General features: G+C 72.0%; 18 protein-coding genes. 3 read left to right on the top strand and 15 right to left on the bottom strand.

What is annotated here, in order from left to right; genetic code table 11:
* Positions 1-28: 28 nt before the first annotated feature.
* From WMF11_RS35920 to WMF11_RS35880, 9 genes are all read right to left on the bottom strand, one after another.
* On the bottom strand, positions 29-877 hold the full coding sequence (locus tag WMF11_RS35920; RefSeq protein ID WP_437903735.1) for a hypothetical protein: 849 nt from the start codon (positions 875-877) through the stop codon (positions 29-31).
* The gene (locus WMF11_RS35915; RefSeq protein ID WP_437973934.1) at positions 862-2,835 is read right to left on the bottom strand and encodes a BatD family protein; all 1,974 of its coding nucleotides are present in this window, start codon (positions 2,833-2,835) and stop codon (positions 862-864) included. The genes WMF11_RS35920 and WMF11_RS35915 overlap by 16 nt, the downstream gene beginning before the upstream one ends.
* Positions 2,832-3,914 carry a tetratricopeptide repeat protein gene (locus WMF11_RS35910; RefSeq protein WP_437903733.1) on the bottom strand — a complete coding sequence of 361 codons (1,083 nt, stop codon included), beginning with the start codon at positions 3,912-3,914 and terminating at the stop codon, positions 2,832-2,834. The genes WMF11_RS35915 and WMF11_RS35910 overlap by 4 nt, the downstream gene beginning before the upstream one ends.
* Positions 3,901-5,055, bottom strand: coding sequence for a vWA domain-containing protein (locus WMF11_RS35905; RefSeq protein WP_437973933.1), 1,155 nt, complete (start codon positions 5,053-5,055; stop codon positions 3,901-3,903). Before WMF11_RS35905 ends, WMF11_RS35910 begins: the two co-directional genes overlap by 14 nt.
* Positions 5,052-6,197: a VWA domain-containing protein gene (locus tag WMF11_RS35900; protein ID WP_437852007.1), complete on the bottom strand. Its 1,146-nt coding sequence runs from the start codon at positions 6,195-6,197 to the stop codon at positions 5,052-5,054. The genes WMF11_RS35905 and WMF11_RS35900 overlap by 4 nt, the downstream gene beginning before the upstream one ends.
* Positions 6,194-7,444 (bottom strand): hypothetical protein, encoded by a 1,251-nt coding sequence (locus WMF11_RS35895; RefSeq protein WP_437973932.1) that lies wholly within the window; start codon positions 7,442-7,444, stop codon positions 6,194-6,196. The genes WMF11_RS35900 and WMF11_RS35895 overlap by 4 nt, the downstream gene beginning before the upstream one ends.
* Positions 7,441-8,349, bottom strand: coding sequence for a DUF58 domain-containing protein (locus WMF11_RS35890; protein ID WP_437543930.1), 909 nt, complete (start codon positions 8,347-8,349; stop codon positions 7,441-7,443). Before WMF11_RS35890 ends, WMF11_RS35895 begins: the two co-directional genes overlap by 4 nt.
* Positions 8,346-9,332: an AAA family ATPase gene (locus WMF11_RS35885; protein WP_437543928.1), complete on the bottom strand. Its 987-nt coding sequence runs from the start codon at positions 9,330-9,332 to the stop codon at positions 8,346-8,348. The genes WMF11_RS35890 and WMF11_RS35885 overlap by 4 nt, the downstream gene beginning before the upstream one ends.
* Before the next feature lie 91 nt (positions 9,333-9,423).
* Positions 9,424-10,770, bottom strand: coding sequence for a serine/threonine-protein kinase (locus tag WMF11_RS35880; protein ID WP_437973931.1), 1,347 nt, complete (start codon positions 10,768-10,770; stop codon positions 9,424-9,426).
* 223 nt (positions 10,771-10,993) lie between these two features.
* On the opposite strand from WMF11_RS35880, the gene WMF11_RS35875 reads away from it, so the two are divergent.
* Positions 10,994-12,106 (top strand): hypothetical protein, encoded by a 1,113-nt coding sequence (locus WMF11_RS35875; protein WP_437973930.1) that lies wholly within the window; start codon positions 10,994-10,996, stop codon positions 12,104-12,106.
* Entirely contained in the window at positions 12,103-13,788 is a 1,686-nt protein-coding gene (locus WMF11_RS35870; protein ID WP_437973929.1) for a hypothetical protein, read from the top strand. Before WMF11_RS35875 ends, WMF11_RS35870 begins: the two co-directional genes overlap by 4 nt.
* An 18-nt stretch (positions 13,789-13,806) precedes the next feature.
* Here the strand turns inward: WMF11_RS35870 and WMF11_RS35865 are convergent, their stop codons facing one another.
* The 3 genes from WMF11_RS35865 to WMF11_RS35855 are packed head-to-tail and all read right to left on the bottom strand — an operon-like array spanning position 13,807 to position 17,204.
* Positions 13,807-15,372, bottom strand: coding sequence for a dipeptidyl-peptidase 3 family protein (locus WMF11_RS35865; protein ID WP_437903726.1), 1,566 nt, complete (start codon positions 15,370-15,372; stop codon positions 13,807-13,809).
* Between the two features lie 36 nt (positions 15,373-15,408).
* Entirely contained in the window at positions 15,409-16,344 is a 936-nt protein-coding gene (locus WMF11_RS35860; protein WP_437543918.1) for an SDR family oxidoreductase, read from the bottom strand.
* A complete protein-coding gene (locus WMF11_RS35855; protein WP_437903725.1) occupies positions 16,341-17,204 on the bottom strand; it encodes a lysophospholipid acyltransferase family protein in 864 nt (287 codons plus the stop codon). The genes WMF11_RS35860 and WMF11_RS35855 overlap by 4 nt, the downstream gene beginning before the upstream one ends.
* 318 nt (positions 17,205-17,522) lie before the next feature.
* On the opposite strand from WMF11_RS35855, the gene WMF11_RS35850 reads away from it, so the two are divergent.
* A complete protein-coding gene (locus tag WMF11_RS35850) occupies positions 17,523-17,993 on the top strand; it encodes a GNAT family N-acetyltransferase (RefSeq protein WP_437903724.1) in 471 nt (156 codons plus the stop codon).
* Here the strand turns inward: WMF11_RS35850 and WMF11_RS35845 are convergent.
* From WMF11_RS35845 to WMF11_RS35835, 3 genes are all read right to left on the bottom strand, one after another.
* The gene (locus WMF11_RS35845) at positions 17,960-18,280 is read right to left on the bottom strand and encodes a hypothetical protein (protein ID WP_437543914.1); all 321 of its coding nucleotides are present in this window, start codon (positions 18,278-18,280) and stop codon (positions 17,960-17,962) included. The genes WMF11_RS35850 and WMF11_RS35845 overlap by 34 nt on opposite strands.
* A 380-nt stretch (positions 18,281-18,660) precedes the next feature.
* On the bottom strand, positions 18,661-20,373 hold the full coding sequence (locus tag WMF11_RS35840) for a protein kinase domain-containing protein (RefSeq protein ID WP_437903723.1): 1,713 nt from the start codon (positions 20,371-20,373) through the stop codon (positions 18,661-18,663).
* 244 nt (positions 20,374-20,617) lie between these two features.
* Entirely contained in the window at positions 20,618-22,510 is a 1,893-nt protein-coding gene (locus WMF11_RS35835) for a radical SAM protein (RefSeq protein ID WP_437903722.1), read from the bottom strand.
* Between the last annotated feature and the right edge of the window lie 29 nt (positions 22,511-22,539).

The raw sequence follows: 22,539 nt of genomic DNA, 5'->3' as shown, positions 1-22,539 counted from the left end.
CGGACAACCTAGCACACGATGGCGCGGCTCATGGAGCGAGCAACCGGATGCTCGACGCCGGAACCCAGCCCTCGGTGGCGCCCCAGCGGACCTCCGCGAGCGCGCCCGATCTCCTGCCGACCTCGACCGAGGCACCCTCGGGGATCGCGCTCTGCTCCGCGCGGGGCAGCGCGCGCCCGTCCTCGTCGAGGAGCCGGACCTCGGGGACCACCACGACGCCAGCCCGGGTCGTGAGGCGGAGGTGCCGCGCCGCATAGGTGAGCGGCACCAGCGCGAGCAGCGCGACGAGCGCCGTCGGCGCAAGGACGCTGCCCGCGACGTGCGCGGGGCCGGCAGGGCGGCGCCGCAGGACCACGCCCAGGGCGAGGAGCAGCGACGCGAGGAGCGCGGCCGCTGCCCAGGTGCGCTCCGAGGCGAGGCCGACGATGACCCGGCCGAGCGTCGGGCGCACGTCGACCGCATCCGTGGCGCGGCGCGAGCGCCGGCGGGTGATCTCGGCGCGCACGAGATCCAGCGCCCGATCCGCGTCGGCGTCGCCTGGACGGAGCCGCAGCGCCTCCTCGAACGCGGCCGCCGCCCGGCCGAGGTCTCCCGGGCGATCCGCGCCCTCGCGGACGCGCGTGACGTAGGCGAGCCCGCGGTTGTAGCTCGCGTCCGGGTGCACGAAGCCGCGGTCGGCGAGCAGCTCGAACGTGTCGATCGCCGCGCCGTACTCGCCGCGGCCGAGCGCGGCCGTGCCCTCCTGGAACAGCACCTCCGGGGGCTCCGCCGGCTGCGCGCGCGCCTCGCTCGACGGCAGCGCCGACGCGAGGCTCCCGGCGAGGAGGAGCGCGCCGGCGAGGAGGCGCCTGCCGCGGCCGTTCACGCGGGCTTCCATCGCGCGAGCTCGGTCACGACGGAGCGGCTCTGCTCGACGAGCGCCGCGGCGGCGGCGCCGCCGCCCTCCTGCGCGGTCGGCTCGAACCGGATCGCCTCGCACGCGGCCAGCGCCTCGCAAGCGCGCGACGAGAGCGCCCCGGGGACGCCGCGCCGGTCGAGCTCGCCCGGGAGCTCCGCGAGCAGGACCCCGCGCGAGCGGAGGCCCGTCGCGGACTCGATCGCCCGGTGCACCGCGCGCTCGATCGCCGCGGCCGTCGCCCCGAGATCCCCTTGCGCGGCCGCCTCCTCCGCTTCGCGCAGGGCGATCGCCGCGAGCCGGGCGGGCGAGGTCGCGCCCGCCGCGCGGCGATCGCGCGCACGGCGCACGAGCCGATCGCCCGCGCCGAACAGCGTCACGACGAGCGGCGGCGCGGCCAGGAGCAGCCAGAACGGCGCGCCGTCGAGGGGCAGCGTCGCGGGCGGGGCGTGCGGGCCGAGCGACGTGCGGAGCCCCGGCATGCCGGCGAACGGCTCGCCCCGGCCAGCGCCGTCGCCCTCGGCGCGAGGCGCCCTGGACGGCGGTCCGGACGACGCCGGAGGAGCCACCGGGCTGACCTGGACGACGCCGAGCTCGGCGCGCTCGACCACGTAGCGCTTCTGCGCCGGATCCCAGTAGGGGAGCTCGATCTTCCCGAGATCGACCGCGCCGCTCTCCTGGATCCGGACGACGTAGCCGAACGATCGGGTGCCGCCGATCGCGCCGCCGCGCGGCTCGATCGCGTCGCGCTTCTCCGGGTCGAGCCACTCGAGCCCGGTCCGCTCCGGCACCCGGAGCGACTGGGGGAAGTTGCCGGTGCCCGCGATCTGCACGGTCACGGCCACCGAGCCGCCCTGCTCGATCTGGCGCGGCTGCACCGTCGCCTTGAGCGTGAACTGACCGACGTCGCCGACGGCATAGCCGGACGGGCGGCCGGCGAGGGGCGGCTCCGTGACCTTGACGACGATGTCGTTCGATTCGCGCAGCACGCGCGCGCCGATCCGGCGCCCGGAGATGCGCGTCTGCATGCTGCCCGTGTGCAGCTCGCCCGTCTTCAGCGGGAACAGCGCCAGCTTGTCGACGAGGCGGGCCGCGTAGCGGTGCCCGCCGACCCGCGTGTACACGGGGCGCTCGTTGCGGGGGTCCTCGAGGAGCGGGTGGCGAAGGAAGTCCGCGGCGGGCGCGGCGCGGGGCTCGGTCATCTCGGCGTTCTCGCGGAAGTACAGGTAGAACGAGACCGTGACCTGCTCGCCGACCACCGCGGTCGTCTTGTCGGGGATGGCGCGCAGGAACACCACCGGGTCCGGCTCGCGCGGCATCGCCAGCTCTGTCGCCTCGGCCTCGGGCTCGTCCTGGGTCCTCTCGTCGTCGAAGAGGCCGCCCGAGCCGCCGAACGGCCACGGGAAGCCCTGCAGCGGGCCGCCGGGCAAGAGGAACGGGTTGTTCGGCCGGCGAGGCCGCCCGCTCGCCGGCGCGACCTTGATCATGATCGGAGCCGCCGGCAGGCGCCTGCCGTTCCACGAGATCGTCGGCCCGGGGATGGTGTAGCGGCCGGGCTTGTTCGCGACGATCTGCCACGTCGCGCTGATGCCCAGCTGCGTGATCATGACGCCGCCCCCGAGCTGGGTCTTCATCTGCGTCCCGATGCTCGGGCCGGAGACGATGGAGAGGTCGGGCGGGACACGCAGCTCCGGATCGGAGGGCATGCCGGCGCCGCGCTCGACGAGCGCCTTCACCTCGACCGTGAACGGCTCGCCGACCTCGACGTCGGTGGAGCTCGCGCGCGCCGAGAGCTCCGGCTGCTGCTGGGCGCGCGCGCGGAGCGGGGCGATCAACGCGAGCAACGCCACGAGCAGCGCGGTCGCGAGCGGCGCGAGGCGCGGGAGGGCGAGCGCGAGCGGGGCAGGGGAGCGCGCGGCGAGCGCGAGCGGGCGCGTCACTTGTCCTCCATGCCGCGGCCGCGCCGCATACCGGCCTTGTTCTTCGCTTCCTGCTCCTGGTACGTCGGCGCCTCCTCGAGCTGGTCGAGGATGCGATCGTCCTGCCGACCGGTCTGCGGCGGCTCCTGGGGCTGCTCGCGCGGCGGCTCGGGTTGCTCGGGTGAACCGGCGTCGGGCGTCTGGTCCTGCGGGCCAGCGTCAGGGCTCTGATCCTGGTCGCCGCCGTCGTTGCCCGCGTCCTGGTCACCGCCGTCGTCGCCCGCGTCAGGCTCTCCGCCATCGTCGCCCGCGTCCTGGTCGCCGCCGTCATCGCCCGCGTCGGGCTCTGCGTCCGGCGGCGCATCGGGCTCTGCGTCCGGCGGCGCGTCGGGCTCTGCGTCCGGCGGCGCGGCGTCCTTCTGGTCCTCGATGCGCCGCAGGGCGATCGCCCGGTTCCAGGCCGCGTCCCGGCCGACGCCGTCGCCGCCGGCCTCCTCGAGGACCCCGGGGATGATGGCCAGCGCCTGATCGTAATACGTCACGGCGTCCTCGTACTTGCGCCGCAAGAACTCGAGGTTGCCCGAGAGGTAGCGGGCCCGTGCGCGCAGGTCGGCCGGCACGCTCGGATCGGCCCCGATCGCCTTCAGGAGGATCAGCGCGCAGTCGATCTCGATCCCGCGCAGCGCGTCGCTCTGCTCCTGCTCCGGCCCGCCGTCCGCGAGCTCCTCGTCGCCGAACCGATGACCGTAGCGCTCGGCCAGATGGAACAGCGTCAGCCCGAGATCGAATGAGCCGTTCGGCTTCTGGCGCACGGAGTCCGGCAGCCCGATGCCGGCGTCGCTGCACGGGCCCGTCCCCAGGTAGCTCGCGAGGGCCTGCTCGGCAGACTCGAGGTTGCCCGCGTCGAGATCGCGGATCGCCCGGTCGACCGCCGGCGCGTTCCGCTCGAACGGGGACGTCGGATCCCACCCGCTGCACCCGGTCGCCGCCGAGAACGCGGCCCCGGTGAGGCACGCGGCGGCGAGCCCGATCGCGATCCAGCGCCCGCGGCGCGCGAAGAAGCCGGCGAGATCCACGCGCTTGCGATCACGACGCGGCATGCGGCCCTCCCGCGTTGCGCTCAGGAGCCTGCCCCGCTCCCGCCGCGAGGTCCGCGCCGAGCGGGCGCCCCTTCAGCAACGCGGCGCGCTTCGGCGCGGCCTCGGGGCGCGTCGCCACGAAGCGACGGCGCGGAGCGTCCTTGAGGAACACCTCGGCGATGAGGAGCAGGATCGCGAGGCCGAGCGGGTAGAAGTAGACGTCCGCGTAGACCGTCTCGACCCGCTCCGAGAGCTCGCTCTTCATCTGCCGCCGGAGCTCCGCGGCGATCGTCTCGATGCCCGTGGTCCCCTTCTCCGCGCGGATGATCTGCCCGCCCGGGGTCGCCTGCGCGATCGACGCGAGCTGCTGCTCGCCCGACAGCGACAGCTCGGTCGTGAGCGGCTTGCCCTGGCGATCCGTCCGCCACCCGACGATGCGGCCGTCCTGGCCGATCTCGGGGATCGGCTCCGGCGTGCGCCCGCCGATCTGGACGACGTGGATCGTCGTGCCCTGGGCGCCGATCGCCTGGGCGACGCTCAGCGGGTAGCCCTCGAGGTCCTCGCCGTCCGTGACGAGCAGGATGATCCGCTTGTGCTCGGCGGACTTCGGATCGCGCCTCAGGAGCTCGCTCGCCTGGTCGAGCGCGCGCGCGATCGCCGTGCCGCCGATCGGCATGTCGTTCGGGTCGAGCTGGCGGAAGAACTGCGCGATCGCCGCGCCGTCGGCGGTCAGCGGGAAGCCCATCGGCTCGCCGGCGAACGCGACCGCGCCGAAGCGCGCGCCCTCGAGATCCTTGATGAGGCGGGCGACCTCGACCTTCGCCCGGAAGATGCGGGACGGCTCGACGTCGCGCGCGTACATGCTCTTCGAGTAGTCGAGCACGACCACCACGTCGACGTTGGTCGCCGGCACGAGCCGCGTGCCTTTGCCGTACTGGGGGCGCGCCGCGGCCACGAACGCGAGCGCCGTCGCGAGCACGAGCAGCACGCCCTTCCAGGCGCGGCGCTTCGCCGGATCGGCGGTCGTGAGCGCCTTCACGCGATCCTCGTCGCCGAAGCGCTTGATGGCGCGCGCCACGCCGAAGCCGCCCAGGATGAGCAGGAGGCCGATCAGCGCGGCGAACGCCGTCCCGAGCAGGAACCAGGGGGCCGCAAAGTTCACGGGAACCTCCGGAGCAGCCAGGCGCGCAGGAGCGCGTCGAGCCCGATCAGGAACACCCCGGGCAGCAGCAGGAACGGGAAGAGATCCTCGTACGCGGCGCTCGACGCCTCGAAGCGGGTCTTCTCCAGCCGGTCGAGCACGTCGTGCATGCTGTCCGCGAGCGCCTTCGCGTCGGTCGCCACGTACGACGCGCCGCCGGTCTTCTGGGCGATCTCCTGGAGCAGCGCGGGGTTCACCGGGAAGCGGTGGCGCACGTAGCGCGGCTGCCCGAAGAGATCGATGCCGTCCTCGACCTCGACCTCGTCGTCGGTGCCGATCTGGATCGTGTAGACCTTCGCGCCGAGCGAGGTCGCGAGGTGGGTCGCGTACTCGGGGGAGATGGCCCCGGCGTTCGAGTCGCCGTCGGTCAGGAGGATGACGACCTTCGACTGCGCGTCGCTCCTGCGCAGGCGGGCGACCGCGGTGCCGAGCGCGTCGCCGATCGCCGTCGCGCTGCCGTCGATCACGTTGAGCGTCATCTGCGAGACCATCTGCGTCAGCAGGTGGTAGTCGAGCGTCGGCGGCGACAGCACGTAGGCGGCCTTGCCGAAGACGACGACGCCGAGGCGATCCGTCCTCCTGCGGCTGATGAAGTCCTGGAGGACGAGCTTGGCCGTGTCGAGCCGGGTCAGCCGCTTGCCGCGCGGCAGCTTCGGCTGGCCGGGGAGGTCGCTCGCCCGCGCGTCGAGGATCGCGCGCATCGAGCCCGACAGGTCGAGCGCCACGACGATGTCGATGCCCTTGTCGTCCGAGCGCTGCTCGCGGAGCACGCTGACCGGCCGCCCCATCGCGAGGACGAGCAGCGCGAGCGCCACGGCGCGCAGCACGCCCGGCAGGTCGCGCAGGTGGCTGCGCAGGCCGCGCGGCCCGCGCGCGAGCGGCGCGACCGTGCCGAGCCGGAGCCGCGGCCTGCGCGCGTCCTCCGCGAAGATGCCCCAGTACCAGACGACGGGCACCGCGATGAGCGCGAGCAAGAACCACGGGTTCTGCCAGCTCGCCGAGGACCAGGCGTCGCGGCGCGCGAGGTAGGGGTACACGCAGGCGAGCGCGGCGACGACGAGCGTCGCGATGAGGGCGAGCGATGCGCGCTTCGTGCGGCTCAAGGCGCCTCCTCCGGCGCCCGGGACGGGCGAGCGGGCGGCTGCTGCCCGCCGGCGGGCGAGCTCCGGGGGCCGGCGCCGTCGCCGGGACGCGCCGCGGGCGGGGTCGTGCGGTGCACGATGTTCTCGCCGTCGTCGAGCGCCGTGAGGCAGTCGGCCTCGGTCGGCTGGAGGCGCGCGAACTTCACGAGGTCGCAGTCGGCGAGGAACCGCGCGATCTGCGGCAGCACCGGCACGGGCGGGCGCACCCGCGCGAGCAGGTCCCGCATCTCGTCGCTCGTCGTCTCGAGGCCGTCGAAGCCGTACCGCGCGCCGAGGTACTTGCGCACGCAGTCGCTCACGCGGTCGAAGTACTCACCGGTCCGCCCCTCGCCGAGCAGGTCGGAGCGCCGGAGCGCCTCGAGCTCCTCGAGCGCGGCGACCCACGGCAGCTTGGGCGGCGGCGCGGCCACCACGCGGGGCCGGCGCAGCCAGCGCCGGACCAGCCACGCAACGAGCAGCCCGAGCGCCGCGCCGATGAGGATGCCGACCGTGAGCTGCTTCGCGAGCACCCACTCCTCCCGCTGCGGCCGCGGCGGCGGGTTCGGCTTGACCTTGGGGTCCCGCTCGTTGGCGATCGGGTCCTGGATCACGATCTCGTGCGGCCGGGTGCAGACGGTGACGAGCTCCCCGCTCGCGCGGGACACGGCGATCGGCACCGGCGGCAGCAGGAGGGCGCTCCTCCCCGGCTCCTTGGGCAGCGGGACGAACGGGATGACGAGCCTGGTCGTGGCGCCGGCGTCGGTCGCCGTCGTCGTGCTGGTCGGCCCCGCGCCCGCGTCGGCCTCCGGCAGGACGAACCCCGCCTTCTGGATCGCGCGCGCGGCGTCGCTGTCGCCCTGGACCTTGAAGCCCTCCGGCAGCACCGTCTCGCCCTTGCCGTGCGTGACCGTGATCTCGAGGTGGGCCGCGTACCCGCTGAACCCGTTCCTCGGGAACGTCTCCTCGATCCGGGGGCGCGTCGCGCCGGGCGGCACGTGCTCCGCGCACGAGGCCCACACGCTCTCGCCGCGCTCCGTGGCTGCCGGGGCCGTGGCTGCCGGCGCCGGAGGCGGCGGCGGCGGGACGTCGTCCGCGGCGGGCCCTCCGGCGCCGCCGGCGTCCGGCTGCGATCGCGCTGGCGACGCGCACGCGAGCGCCGCCGCCAGCGCGGCCCACGCGAGCGGGCTCGCGCCGCGCGGGGCGTGGACCGCCGAGCGACGCGCCCTCATCGCCTGAGCCTCCGCGCCCGCTTGGCGAACAGGTCGCGCAGCGGGCTCACGAAGCTCTCGCCGGTCTTCACCACCACGGCGTCGAGCGCGAGCTTCTTGAACAGCTTGTCGCGGTCGCTCCTGAGCTTGCGCATGGCGGCGCGGTAGTGGTCGCGCACCGCCCGGTCGCCGGTGTCCACCACGACCTCTTCCCCGGTCTCCAGGTCCTCGAACGTCGCGAGCCCCACGTCGGGCAGCTCCTCGTCGCGCGGGTCGACGAGCATCACCGGGATCACGTCGTGCTTGGCGCTCGCGAGCGAGAGCGAGCGCTCGAAGCCGGAGGCGAAGAAATCGCTGATCACGAAGGCCACGCTCCTCCGCTCGGCGACCTTCACCAGCGTCTCGAGCGCGAGCTTCAGGTTCGTCCCCGTGTATTTCGGCTCGTGCCCGAGGATCTCCCGGATGACGCGCATCACGTGCTTGTCCCCCTTCTTCGGCGGGACGAGCTTCTCGATGGCCTCGGTCGCGAGCACGAGGCCCACGCGATCGTTGTTCTTGATGGCGCTGAAGGAGCAGAGCGCGGCGATCTCGGCGGCGACGCGCGCCTTCGACGCGCGCCGCGTGCCGAACTGCTCGCTCTGCGAGGCGTCGACGACCAGCATGACGGTCATCTCCCGCTCCTCGACGAACACCTTCACGAACGGCTCGCTCATGCGGGCCGAGACGTTCCAGTCGATCCAGCGCACGTCGTCGCCGGGCAGGTAGGCGCGCACCTCGCGGAACGAGAGCCCTTGCCCCTTGAAGACGGACGAGTACGTCCCGGAGAGCTGCTCGTTGGCGAGCCGTCGCGTCCGGATCTCGATGCGCCGGAGCTGCTTCAGGAGCTCCGGCGGCAGCGGGTTCTTCGAGCCGGAGGCCTTGATCACGGCACCTCGACCACCTCGAACACGCGCCGGACGATCTGCTCGGACGTGACCTCCTCGGCCTCCGCCTCGTAGGTCAGGACGACCCGGTGCCGGAGCACGTCGGGGCCGATCGCCTTCACGTCCTCCGGCGTGACGTAGCCCCGGTGGCGCAGGAAGGCGTGCGCGCGCGCCGCCAGCGCCAGCGCGATCGAGGCGCGCGGGCTCGCCCCGTACTCGATGAGGCTGCTCAGCTCCCGCATCCCCTTCTGCCCGGGCTCGCGCGTCGCGAAGACCACGTCCACGATGTAGTCCTTCACGCGATCATCCATGTACACGTCGCGCACGACCTTGCGCGCGGACACGAGCTCCTCGGGGGTCGTCACCTTCGCGGCCTTGCCCTCGATCACGGCCGTCGTGCGGTCGATGATCTGCCGCTCCTCGGCCCGCCCGGGGTACCCGACCTTGACCATGAGCATGAACCTGTCGACCTGCGCCTCCGGGAGGCGGTAGGTCCCCTCCTGCTCGATCGGGTTCTGGGTCGCCATGACCACGAACGGGCTCGGCAGCGGGTAGGTCGTGTCGCCGATCGTGACCTGCCGCTCCTGCATCGCCTCGAGGAGCGCGCTCTGCACCTTCGCCGGGGCGCGGTTGATCTCGTCGGCGAGCACGAGGTTCGCGAAGATCGGGCCCAGCTTGGAGGTGAAGTCGCCCTTCTGGTGGTTGTAGATGACGGTGCCGATGAGGTCGGCGGGCAGCAGATCCGGCGTGAACTGGATCCGCGAGAACTTCGCGTGGATGGCGTCGCAGAGCGTCCGCACCGTGAGCGTCTTGGCGAGGCCCGGGACGCCCTCGAGGAGCACGTGCCCCCCGGTGAGCAGCCCGATGAGGATGCGCTCGATCATGTACGTCTGGCCGACGATGACCTTGCCGACCTCGCTCAGCAGGGTGTCGATGAAGGCGCTCTCTTTGGCGACCAGCTCGTTCAGGGCGCGTACGTCGTGCATAACGGGTGGGAGCTCATAGCAAGCCCGGCCGCCCGAGGACAACCGGCGCCGATCGAATATTCCTCGGCGCGAGGCGGGGCCGCGGCGCGCGCTAGAAGCCGGGCTCGCGGAATTTGGCGCGCCCGGTCTCGGCAGGCGATCGGGAGCGAGGCGGGCTCGCGCTCGCGGCGGGGGTGGAGGACGGCGGCGCTGCGGGCGCGGTGGACGGGGCCGGCTCTGACACGCGCGCGGGCTCCGGGGCGCGCGGCTCGGTGGTGGCGACCCCCGGGCGCGGCTCCACCGTGACGGCCGGCGCCGCGGGCACCGCCACGGGCGGCGCGCCGGGGCCCTCCCCGAGGCCGATCCACAGGAGCGTCGCCGCCCCGAGCAGCGCGCCCGAGGCGACGAGCGCCGCCGCGGTGGCGATCGTCCGGGCGCGGCGGCGCGGGTCCAGGCGCGAGGGGGCGCGCCCCCGCGCCCTGCCGTCCGCGGCGCGCAACGCGTCCTTGATCAGCGCCGTGCGACGCGCGGTGCGCGCGGCGAGCGCGTTGCGGATGTACCCCGTGACCTCGCCAGGGCGGCTGCCGAGGGCGGCGTCCACCGCCTCGAGCGCGTCCGCGAGCTCGGCCATCGTCGCGAAGCGCTCGGCCGGATCCTTGGCGAGCGCGCGCATCACCGCCGCCTCGAGCGCGGGGGGGTATCCGGGGACGAGGGGGCCCGGCGGATCGACCGGCTCGGGCCGCGCGATGCGCGCCATCGTCGCGAGGTCGTGGCTGGCGGCGAACGGGTGCGTGCCCGTCGTCAGCTGATAGAGCACGATCCCGAGCGCGAAGACGTCGGACCGCCGGTCCAGCTGCTCGCTATAGACCTGCTCGGGCGCCATGAAGAGGATCTTGCCCTTCATGTGCCCGGTGTTGGTCGTCGGGTTGTCCACCTGCGCCATGGCCTTGGCCACGCCGAAATCGGCGATTTTGACCGAGCCGTCCCGCGTGATCAGGATGTTGTGCGGCGACACGTCCCGGTGAACGAGCCCGACCAGCGCGCCGCCGTCGTCCCGTAGCTCGTGGGCCGCATGTAGCCCACGCGCCGCCTCGATCGCGATCCTCACCGCGACGGGCAGGGGGAGCGGGCTGCCCTGCTTGCGGGTGCTGCCGCCGAGCAGCGCCACGAGCGCGTCGCCGTCGATCCACTCCATCACGAAGTAGAGCACCCCGCTCTGCTCACCTTGATCCAGGATCGCGCACACATTGGGGTGCTTGATCCGGGAGGCGATGCGCGACTCCGTGAGGAACATGCGCTTGCAGCGCGGATCGCTGGAGAGCGCCGGCAGCATCGTCTTGACTGCCACGATCTTGTCGCCCGCCGCCCCGCCGCGCTCTCGGGCCGCCCACACGGTCCCCATTCCGCCCTGCGCGATGGCGATCAGCAGCTCATAGCGGCCGAGAAGCTGGCCTGGCACAAGATCGACGGGCGCTATCACAGCTCGTACCTGCGACTCCTGTGTCGTCGTGAGTCCGACCATGCTGAAGCTCTCACCGACAGTGGGAGAGCGTTCCAGGAGGGTCGTGCAAGAGCGTTCCAGGATCGGACGCTAATCTCAAACAATTTTCCAGTTGTCGAGGATCGGTCGGCGTGAGTACGGTTAGACTGCCTCTATCGCTTGGTGATGGAAGGAGGCGTGGGTGAAGCATCGGATCACCATCGGCGGAGTGGTATTCTTCGCCCTGGTCGGCGTCGGTCCGGCTGCGTTCGCCGAGCCTTCCCCGGAGGACGCCGGCCGCGCGCCGCCGGCCGCGGTCGCGAGCGACACTGCGGCTGTCGCTGCGCCCCACAAGCCGAGCGCCGCGGACCTCGCGTCCGCGCGGCACCTCTTCGCGCTCGGCCTCGCCGCGGAGGACAGCGGCCGGTGGGCAGAGGCGCTGGAGACGTACGAACGCATCAGCAAGATCGTCGTGTCCCCGCCTCTCTGGTATCACCTCGGCGTCTGTCACGAGGCGCTCGGCCACGTCGTCGAGGCGCTCAACGCATTTGAGCTCGCTGCGTCCGGCGCGACCGCGCGGAACGAGATCGCGCTCGCCAGGGAGTCGCGGGCGCGACTAGAGAAGCTTCGCGTGAAGACGTCGCAGATCGTCCTGCAGCTGCCCGAGGACGCGACCGGCGTGCGCGTCGAGATCGATGGTGAGCCGATCCACGCCGCGCTCGTCGGCGCGGCCATCCTCGTGAGCCCCGGGGCGCGGCGGGTCGTCGTGGCGGCCGAGAACTATGCGGCGCGGTTCGAGGCGACGGTGCAGGCCGAGACGGGCGCGGTCGTCGAGCTGCGGGCCGAGCTCGGCCGCAAGCGCTCGCTCGCGGTCCTGCGGTCGAGCGCGCCCGCGCGCCCGGCGCTGCCCAGCGCGCCCGCGCCCGGCCCGCGCATCTCGCCGGTGATCGTCGTGGGGACGGCGGCCGCGCTCGCCGCCGGCGCCGTGGTCACGGGCGCCATGGCGTACGACGTGCGGCACAGCTTCCTGAAGAAGAACGAGAACCCTGCCCCGGGCTCGCTGGGCGAGCGGCAGGCGCTGCACGATCGCGGGCAAGCGCTCGCCGTCACGAGCACGGTGCTCACCGGGGCCGCCGTCATCGCGGGCGGCTTCGCCACCTACCTCTTCTGGCCCTCGTCCTCCTCGCCCGCGGCTCCTCCGGACGCCGCCGGGCGGCGGCCTGCGCCCGCGGCGCCGCGCGCCCCCCGCCCGACGGCGCTCTCGCCATGGGTCGGCGCGGACGGCGCCGGGGTCGCCGTGCGGGGAGTGCTGTGAGCGGCGCACCTCGCCCCGGAGCGGGCGCCGTCGCCGCGCTCGCCCTCGCCTGCGCCGGCCTCGGCGCGTGCGCCTTCATCGCGCCGTTCCCCGACGTCGCGGCGGATCCCGCGCCGGTGGGCGCGGGGGGAGGCGGCGGCGGGGTGGGCGGTGGCGGCGAGGTTCAGGAGATCTGCGTTCCCCTCACCGAGGCGGACTGCTACGCGGGGCCGCAGGGCACGCGGGGCGTCGGCCTCTGCGTCGGCGGCGTCGCCGCGTGCAATGACGACGGGACCGACGTCGGCGCCTGCGTCGGCCAGGTGCTGCCCGCGTTCGAGAGCTGCGCCACGCTCGAGGACGAGAACTGCGACGGGCGAGCGTGCACGGGCGACCCCGTGCACAGCGTCGCGCTCGGCGGGGCCGGCGCTCAGCAGGGCCTGGGCATCGCCGCCTCGGCCGACGCCGTCGTCGTGGTCGGCTCGGCGTCGGGCAGCACCGATCTCGGCGCGGGCCCGTCGGACGAGCTGGGCGCGCTCGGCGAGCCGGACGCTTTCCTCGTCTCGTTCTCCCGCGACGCCTCCAGGCGCGAGGGTCGGTTCCGGTTCGGCCGCCGCTTCGCGGACTGCGTCGCCCGGGCGGTCGCGCTCGCGCCGGGGGGCGACGTGGTGCTCGCGGGCAGCGCGGCCGGCGACGTCGATTTCGGCGGCGGCGTGCTCGAGGGCGCCGGCCGCCGCGCCGACGTCGTCGTGGCGCGGTTCGACGCGAACGGGGCGCACCAGTTCAGCCGGCGGTTCGGCGACGAGGCCACGCAACACGCGGCGGCGATCGCCGTGGACCAGGCGGGGAACGCCTTCATCACCGGCGAGTTCTCGGGCACGCTCGATTTCGGCGAGGGCCGCCGGGGCGAGCGGTTCACCCTGGAGAGCCACGGCAGGAGCGACGCCTTCCTGGTCAAGCTCGACGCCGCCGGCCACGTCGACTGGGCCAAGCGGCTCGGCGGCCAGGGAGATCAGGCCGGTACCGGCGTCGCCGTCGACGGCGACGGCGACATCGTCGTCGTCGGCTGGTTCAGCGGGGAGGTCGATCTCGGGGGCGAGAGGCCGCTCACCACCGACGCCAAGACCAACCTGTTCGTCGCGAAGCTCGACCCCTCGGGCGACCACGTCTGGAGCAAGGCGGCCGACGCGACCAACGCGGCCGAGGCGCTCGGCGTGGCCGTCGATGGAGCGGGCAACATCCTCGTGACCGGCTCGTTCCGGGGAGCGCTCTCCCTCGGCGAGTCGCTGCTCACGAGCAATGGAGACAAGGACGTCTTCCTCATCCGTCTGGACGACAACGGCGTCCTGCAGTGGTGCGAGGACTTCGGCGACGACGCCGACCAGGAGGGCGCCTCCGTCGCGGTCGATCTCGCGGGCAACATCCTCCTCACCGGCTCCTTCCTGGGGAACCTGGACATCGGCACGGAGGCGCACTCGGCCACGGGCGCCGCGGACGTGTTCGTGGCGAAGCTCGACCCTGCCAGCAACCCGATCTGGTTGCGCTCGTTCGGCGACTCGGGCGAGCAGCGCAGCGCGGCCGTCGCCGTCGATCTCCTCGGCGACGGCTGGGTGACCGGCCGCTTCGACGGCGTCCTCGATCGCGGGGCAGCCACGGCCGTGAGCCAGGGCGCCGGCGACGCGTTCCTCGTGCAGATCGGGCCGTGAGCGCCGCTCGCCGGCGGCTCACTCGCCGGCGAGCGGGTAGATCGGCCGGATGTCGATCGGGATCCCCGCGAGGCCGCCGAGCGCTTGCTGCATCGGCGCCGAGACCTCTCCGTACCTGGCGAGGAGCTCGCCGGCGGCCTGCCTGTCGCCGCGGTGCTGCACCATGCAGAGATCGCGGACGAGGCGGGTGATGGCGGCCTCGAGCTCCTCGGCGTCGACGGTGAAGCGCCGTGTCGCCGGGTCGAAGCGGGCGGCGCGCTCCTCGAGGAACCGGTTGATCTGGAGGGCGGCCCCCTTGCCGTGCGCCTCGGCCACGCCGAAGCGGGTGCTCCTGAAGAGCCCTGCGAAATAGGAGATGAGGAGCTTTTCCCTGAAATCCGCCGCGAAGTGGCCTCGCTGGATCATGAAGAGGACGTTGTAAGCGCCCATCACGTCGGCCTTGGCCTCCTCCAGCGCGGAGTACGTCGGGCCGAGCGCGATCCGCACCTCGACCCGCTCCCCGCTCGCGGTCGTGAACGCAGGGCCGAGGCTGTGCGAGAGCTCGTGGAAGAGCGTCTCGTTGAAGAACGCGTCGGAGGACAGGTGATCGAGCTGCGCCGGGTCGAGGATGCGCTCGGCGATAGGGCGCATGATCAGCTCGAACTTCGTCTCGATGACGTTGCGGAGCAGGACCTTCTTGGCCCCCTTCTCGGCGCGAACGCGCTCGTCGTTCGGCAGGTTGAACGCGATCGTCTGGACCGATTTGCGGGCGTCGCCGGCGCTGAACACGAGGTCGACGACCTGGATGGGGCTCTCGCCGCCCCGCGCGGTCTTCACGTCCTCGGGGACAGGCAGGTTGCGCTCCATCTCCGGGAGGAGCTCCTTGTACTTCGAGAGCTTGCGGGAAGCGTCGGGGTCGCTCACCGTGACGAACGACTCGAACGAGGCCTTGAGGCCGAGGAGCTCGTCCTCGTAGGTCTCGTAAGGGCCGATGGTCACCTCGACGCGGCTGTCGAGGTCCATCCAGTCCTTGTCGGATGCATAGTAGTCGTCGGAGCGGAACGCGGCGGCCCGGGACCTCAGGAACCGCCTTAGGCTCTCGCTCGCGGTGAGCGCCGCGGCCTCCTCGAGGAGCGCGCCGGCGGGGCCGAGCCACGCGGCGTAGGCCTGGCTGTACGGCACGGCGACGAGCCGGCCCTGGTCCCGGCGGATGAGCGTGAACAGGCTGTTGAAGGCCTCCTTGTCGCCCGGGTGCTGCTCGACCCACGCGTTGAGCTCGTCGGCCGAGAGATCTTCCGGGTAGAAGCCAGCGCCGGGAGGATGGGGCCTGTCGATGGCGAAGGGGCGGTGGTGATCCTGCCTGTCCCACGGGCCGCGCATGATGTCGAAATAGGCGAGCCTGTCCCGCCCCTCCGGGGTGCCGTCCGCCACCAGCTCCTCGCGGAGCTCCGGGTTCCCGGCGTAGGCCTGCCGATCGAACACGGGATCGAGCTGCCGCGAAGCCTCGATGAGCTTGCCGAGCGCTCTCCTCTCCGGCTCGGGTAGACCGTCGATGTCCGCGGTGAGCCTGGCCGGCGCGAACTGATTGACCTTCTCGGACAACATCGGGACCTCCTTATCTCATGAGATGAACTCCCCGGCTCAGGGGCGGCTCGCCGGGACCGGGTGGGCGTCGCGGTACTCGCGGATGGCCTCGGCTTCGTCGATGGCGTGCTTGAACCCGGTCGCGGCGCGGAACGCGGCCCCGTCCACGACGACGGGGTACTTGATGTGGGTCAGCGCCGCGCGAGGGAGCTTCGGCAGGCCGAAGCGGCCGAACGCGTTGCGCAGCACGAACTCGGGGAGGGGCAACGCCACACGGCCCGCCGCCCGGATGATGAGCGACAGGGGCACAGGCTGCGGGCCAGAGACGTTGTAGACGCCGCGGATGCGCTTCTCGAGGGCGAGGCAGATGGCGGTCACGACGTCCTGCTCGTGCATGAACTGGAACAGCGGGTCGAACCCGAGCACGTACGGGACGCGGGGGCCGCGGAGGAAGCTCGCCAGCGTGCCGTGGCCTGTCGGGCCGAGCGTGTAGCACATGCGGAGAACGGTCGTGCAGAGCTCGGGAGCGCGCCAGAGCGCCGTGCAGGCGTAGAGATCGGCCGCGACGAGGTCGGCGAGCTCGGGGAAGGTGGACACCGCCATCGGAGGATCCTCCTCCGTGTGGTAGAGCGGCGACTCGGGGCCGGCGCCGTAGTAGGTGTGTCGGCCGACGAAGATCACGTGTTCGACCCCGCAGGCGCGGCTGTTGTCGAAGACGACGCGCGTGCCGCCGAGGTTGATCCGATACCGCTCCTCCGTCTGCTCCACGAGGTGCGTCACGGTCGCCATGTGGATGACGGCCTGGGGCCGGGCCTTGCGGAACACGTCCTCCGCGGCGCGCTTCTGCAGATCCACGTTGTGCATCTCGACGCCGGCCGGGGCGGTCGGCCACGGCCGCCGGTCGATGCCGATCACCTCGTGCCCCTCCTCGAGGAGGCGCGTCGCGACCATGCGGCCCAGCTGGCCGGTGATCCCTGGGATGAGGACCCTCATGCGTGCTCCTTCGATGAGGTGGGCCTGGGCGGCGTGGCGCCGCGCCAGTCCACCGAAAGCTTCCCGCGGCGCCGCTTTCGACCGTCCTCGATGAGCTCGGCGATCCTCGCCTTCACCTGCTCGACGTGGCCCAGGATCACCTCGTCTTCCTCGGCGCCGGTCCCGGCGAACGTCATCGGCTCGCCGTACGTGATCTCCAGCTGGACCGGCAGCGGCGCCGGGATGAGGTACGGGGTGATCGGGATGTACGGCACGCCGAACAGCCGGCCGATCGTGTACGAGTTGGCGATGGTCGGCACCGCCTCGCCGCCGCCGACGAAGCCGAAGGGGATGACGGGCGTCCTCGTCTTCATCGCGAGCCGGACGAACCCCGACCCGAAGTGCACGAGCGAGTTGCGCTCGCTGTAGAGCTTGGCGGTGCCGCGCGCCCCCTCGGGGAACACCATGAGCAGCCGCTCGTCCTCGAGGAGGCGGCTCGCGTGCTCGGGGAGGCCGGTGAACTGCCCTGTGCGGCTCGACCAGAGCGAGGTGAAGGGGAGGCGATTGATGAACTTCTCCGCCATCCCCTCGGCCAGACGCGGAGGATCCATCGCGAAGAACATCGACGCGACCACCATCGCCCCGTCGATGGCGACTCCCCCGCAGTGATTGCCGACGAGCATCGCCCGCCCGCGCGCGGGGACGTTCTCCAGGCCCGTCACGCCCACCGAGAAGTAATGATGATAGAAGAAATCCAGGAGGGAGAAGAAGAGACCCAGGTGCTTCTGGGAGATGCCGTAAGGATCGACCCCGAAGCTGTTGAAAGGGATCTCCAGCCGCTGGACGCGCTGGGCAATCGAGTCGCTGACGAGCAGTGTCAAGGGTCACCCTCCGGGAGGCTTCGGCGCCCGGAGGGTATGCGCGATCGGGCGAGGAGCACAACCTCCGCCAACCGCCGCAAGAGGCAGCCGGCGCGGCTGGGCCATGGACCGCGCGCCGCGCGCCGGGCGCGCTCGTCGAGGATCGCTCCTCGAAACATAACGCGCTGCGGCAACGTCGTACGCGTCGCGCGTGTCGTCATTGAGCAGCCGTGCTGCCCGCGGTATGGGGTCGGCCATGTCGATCCGATGCCGCGCTTCCGCGCTCTCCGGCCGTACGGCCGGAGAACGTCCCTGCGACGCCCGCCGGGAGGTCGCCTCGTGACAGCGCTCGTGATCCGCCGGGCGGCGCCCACCGACGCCGCGCTGATCGCGGCGAACAACCGGGCGATGGCGCTCGAGACGGAGGGCAAGGTGCTGGATGCCGCCACCACCCTCCGCGGCGCCGCCGCGCTGATCGCGGATGCCGCCAAAGGGTTCTATCTGGTGGCCGAGCACGCGTCCGAGATGGCCGGGCAGCTGATGGTCACCTACGAATGGAGTGACTGGAGAAACGGTACTTTCTGGTGGATCCAGTCCGTCTATGTGACCCCCGCGCAGCGGCGCAGCGGGGTCTTCCGGGCGCTGTATCAGCGAGTCCACGAGATGGCGGCGGACGCGGGGGACGTGTGCGGTATCCGCCTGTACGTGGAGACCGAGAACGCGCGAGCGCAGTCGACGTATGTCGCGCTCGGAATGCGGCGTTCGCACTACGAGCTCTATGAGCTCGATTTGGCCTTCGGCTCGTCCTGAGGGGTCCGGCTCTCCTGGTTCGAACCAGGGGGGACGACCGCGGCCATCGACGGCCAGGAGCCCTTGACGAGGGCTCGCATCGCGGCCGTCTTCAGCGCCACCTCCCCGGGATCGAGGAAGACGCCGAGGGCCTGGCGGATGTGAGGGAGCGTGCGGATGAGATCGGCTGGCGTCATCGCTTCGGGCGGTGACACATCGCTCCGCTCGCAGGCATCCTGGATGATCTTTCTGGCGAACGCGGGTGCGAGGCCACAGCACTCGACGACCTGCTCAAAAAGCGAGCGCATGAGCTGGTTCCCCCCGGGGTAACGTCCGACGCGCGGCGCGTCTTTCACTTGGGCGAGCACATACCGCCCCACGACAAGAATAGTCTACCTCCCCTATCGCGCTCGTGAGGCGACCACTGACGTTCTGCTGTCGTTTGTGAGCATGTAGGCGACGCCGCAGCGCGTTCAATGTGCGATAGCGCGACCCGACGTCGCGCTATCGGCGCCGAGGTCGCGGGTGCTCGCGGTCGTCGGGGTGTTGGACGTGCCTCCATGGTCGGAGTGTTGGACGAGGCGGCGAAAAGGATCATGGCTCGGCCCGGGGGGCGCGCTGGATCCATGCGCACGTACCGTCTTGGGCTATCTCCGCGGTGACGTCGTGCGTCACAGCCCTGTGTGCGTCACAGGCCGGATGGCTTGAAGGGCGTCCGGGAGGTCGTCCGCGGAGCGCTCCGCTTCGGCTCTGGCGCCTTTGGCGCGGTCTTCGGCGCCGCGCTCCGAACGGTCGATGAGCGGGTGGCCGGCTTCGCCGTCGGGGCCGTGGATCCGCTGGTCGTGCGCGTGTCGGGTCGGCTCGTCCTGGGCTTGACGGCCGCGGGCGGGGTCGCTCTGGCGCTCGGCCGCGGGGCGGGGCTCTGGGCGGCTCTGCCGGGAATCACGCCCTGAGCGGAGCTGTCGGGAGCGGCGCCCTGAGCGGAGCCGCCGGGGACCGCGGACCCGGCCAGCTCGCCGGAATGCCCGGGCGCGGCCGCCTGGACTGGCCCGCTGGCCGCCGCGGCCGCGGGGAAGAAGGACGAGATCCGGGAGACAGAGGCGCTCTCCCCCGTGAAGGGCGCGGCTGGCTCTTTCTGGCCGGCGGCGAGAAAGGCGCCCGCCCCGACCGCGATCGCGACCGCGCAGGCGCTGGCGAGCACGCGGCGGCGCGCGATGTGGTGCCGGCCGCGGGAGACGGCCTCGGAGACGACGGCGCCCAGCCCCGGCGCGCTGCCCTCGGCGCCCGAGCTGTCCTGCGCCGCCTCGACGCTCCGCTGGGTCAAAGGAGCGCGCTGGCTGAGGGGCAGACGATCGCTCAACGGAGAGCGCGGGCTCAGCGGATCGCTCAACGGAGAGCGCTGGCTCAGCGGCGATCGCCCCGACTTGGGCGCCGAGGCGGGAACGCCCCGCGCGCTGACCGGCGCCGTGAGGCTCTCCGGCGGCCCGCGCAAACCGACCTCCTTGATGAGCGCCTCCACCGCCCGGGGCGACGACACAGCGAGGCCCGGCGTCTGCGTGGCTGCGTCTTCCAGCGCCTCGGCGAACGCCGCGGCGGTCGGGAAGCGATCGTCGGGGTCGGTGCGCAGCGCGCGCAGGCAGATCTCGTCGATCGCGGCCGGCACCGACGGGACCACCCCGCGCGGCCCCGTGGGCGCGCCCTGGAGGATCTGCGCGAGCAGCGCGCCGTCGTTGTCGGCCTTGAACAGGCGCTCCTCCGTGAGCATCTCCCAGAGCACCACGCCGGCCGAGTACACGTCGCTGCGACGGTCGACGTTCGCGCCCCGGATCTGCTCGGGCGCCATGTAGGCGAGCTTGCCCTTGAGCGCGTTGCCCCGCGTCGACATGAGCCTCGTCTCGGCGCGGGCCACCCCGAAGTCGGTGATGCGCCCGATGCCGTCGACGCCGACGAGCACGTTCTGCGGCGAGACGTCGCGGTGCACGAGGTTGAGCGGCTCGCCCTCGCCCCCCGTGAGCTCGTGCGCGGCGTGGAGACCCGCGAGCACGTCGAGGAAGATGCGGAGCACGATCCCGAGCGGGACGGGCCGCTTCGCCCGCGCGCACGTGCGGAGCAAGGTGTGCAGCGACGGCCCCTCGATGTACTCCATGACGAGGAATAGCGGGTCCTCGACGAGATCGAACGTCGCGACGACATTGGGGTGGCGGACCCGCGCCGCGAGCCGCGCCTCGTCGAGGAACATCGCGACGAACTCGGGCTCCGCCGCGATGTGCGGGTGCATCATCTTCAGGGCGACGAGGCGCTCGAACCCGCCGGCGCCCACGGCCCGCCCGAGATACACCGTCGCCATGCCGCCTGACGCGATGGCGCGCAAGCTCTCATAGCGGCCCGCGTGCAAGGTCACGTGACCAGACTACACCATGCGTGGTGCGTTCTCCACGACTCCCGCGCCGCTCACGCGAGCCTCCTCCCACACGGCCGCGAGGAGAAGCGGATTCTGTGTCGATGTGAGGTGCCCTGCGACTGATCGCCGAGCCCAGGGGCGCCGAGCCCGGCGGCTCACGTGACCTGTCTCTCGGCGATCGGGGGCCGCGCTGCGCTGCGCTGTCCTGCGCTGCGCTTCCTTGCCGCGCGCGGTGCGAGCGCGATCAGCTCACGATCGGCAGCCGCCTGGCCGCCCGCCGTGAGCGCGCGCCGCCCTGCTCGCGCTCGCGCAACGCAAGGTCGTGCTCGATGATCGTTAGGGGCTTGTCGTAGGTCGGTAAAGGAAGATCCTGATTCTTCGCATAGACAGGGTGCCTGCCGTGCTTCTTGTACCACTCGGCCACCGTGGCGTTGGCCTTCATCTTCTCGAGGATATTCCGCCATCCAGCCCCGGTGTTGTACGCACAGAAGCTGATCTCGCCGAGCTGCGTTCCGTACGGAATGATGCACATCTCGGTGCGGCGGAAGTCGTAATTGAACAGATCCTGGAACCACATGCCCGCGACGAAAAGGACCCGCCACTCGTACTCGCGGGCGTCGCCCTCGCCGGCGTGCGCGGCGCCCGTCTGGCTCATGAACTGCTTCACGAGCGTCGCGAGGTGGAAGCCGGGCGGCGCCTTGTCCGGCTGGTAATGGCGCAGCAGCGCGGCGACGACCTGCGCCTTCGTGAGGGCGCGGCCGCGCCCCGCGTCGAAGATCGCGCGCAGGTCGGAGAGCAGCCCTTCGACGTCGATGAAGTCGAGCAGCGGGACCATCTGCTTCGTCTTCTTGTGGACGAACAGCGCGGTCCCGATCCCGCAGTTCGGGTGGCAGCCGCAGTTGATCTGCCCCCAGTCCTTGTCGGGGCCGTCGAGGAGGTCGGTCACGTTGCCGAAGGGGCTGAGCGCCGACAGGGGGAACCAGTCGCGCAGCGGGTCGGTCACGCCCGTCTGCCGGGCGATGTCGTGCGCGAGGTGGCTCAGCGTATAGCGCTGCTTCTCGCGCAGCTCGTCGGAGATGTCCTCGTCGCGGCCGGTGAAGCTGACCGGCTGGAAGCTGACGACGGTGATCTTGTCGGCGTTCTGGACCGCAAAGTCGATGATGGGCCCCACCTGATCGTTGTTGACCCCGTTGACGATCGTCACGACCAGGATGACGTCGATCCCGGCGGCCGAGAGCTCCTCGATCGCCCGCAGCTTCACGTCGTAGAGGTTCCCGATCTTCCGGTGGCCGTTCGCGGCGTTCGTGACCCCGTCGAACTGCAGGTACGCCATCCGGAGGCCCGCTTCCTTGGCCTTCCTGGCGAAGCCCGGCTCGTCCGCGAAGCGGATCCCGTTCGTCGCGCACTGCACCGCGAAGTAGCCCTTCTCGCGCGCGTACCGGATCGCGTCGAGGAAGTGCGGGCTCAGCGTCGGCTCGCCGCCGGAGAACTGGATCGACATCTGGCGGCGCGGGCGCACCGCCGCCGCGTCGTCCAGGATCCTCGTGATCTCCTCCCAGGAGAGCTCATGCACGTAGCCGACCTGATTGGCATCCATGAAGCACGGGTCGCACATCATGTTGCAGCGGTTCGTCAGGTCGACCGTGAGCACCGCGCCGCGACCGTAACGGATGGTGCTCGATCCGTGGTCGTGGATCCTGTCCTTCGTCATCTCGACGTCGCGGCCGCCGAAGAGGCGCTCGATCCGGGCCAGGAACGCCGGGTCGATCGAGATCGTGTCCGAGAAGAAGCCGTGCTTCGGGCACGTCTTCTCCATGACCACGCGCCCTTCGCGCGCGACGATGCTGGCGCGGATCTCGCCGGGCTTGTCCGTGATGAGCTTGGTCCAATCCGCCCTGCCACTCAGGATCTCGTCGCGCGCCTCCTTGACGCAGCGCGGGCACAGGCTGTCCGTCTCGCGAGGCCAGCCGAGCGGGGGCTTCGTGCGCTCGCCGCCCCTCGGGATCGGCTTGTCGCTCCACTTCGGGTGAAACGGCCTGGGCTCGCCGCCGAGGCGGCTCAGTCGCTGCAAGACGGGCCATGCCTTGCCGGCGGAGACCGTGATGGCCTTTTCCAGTGTCCGTACCAGGTCGATCAAGCGTCACCTCTCTCACAGCCGCATTTCGC

The organism is Sorangium sp. So ce295, from assembly GCF_051527405.1.
GTDB classification, from domain to species: Bacteria; Myxococcota_A; Polyangia; order Polyangiales; family Polyangiaceae; genus Sorangium; species Sorangium cellulosum_B.
Note: the sequence above shows the minus strand (reverse complement) of the source record. Positions and strands in the feature narration are given on the sequence as shown.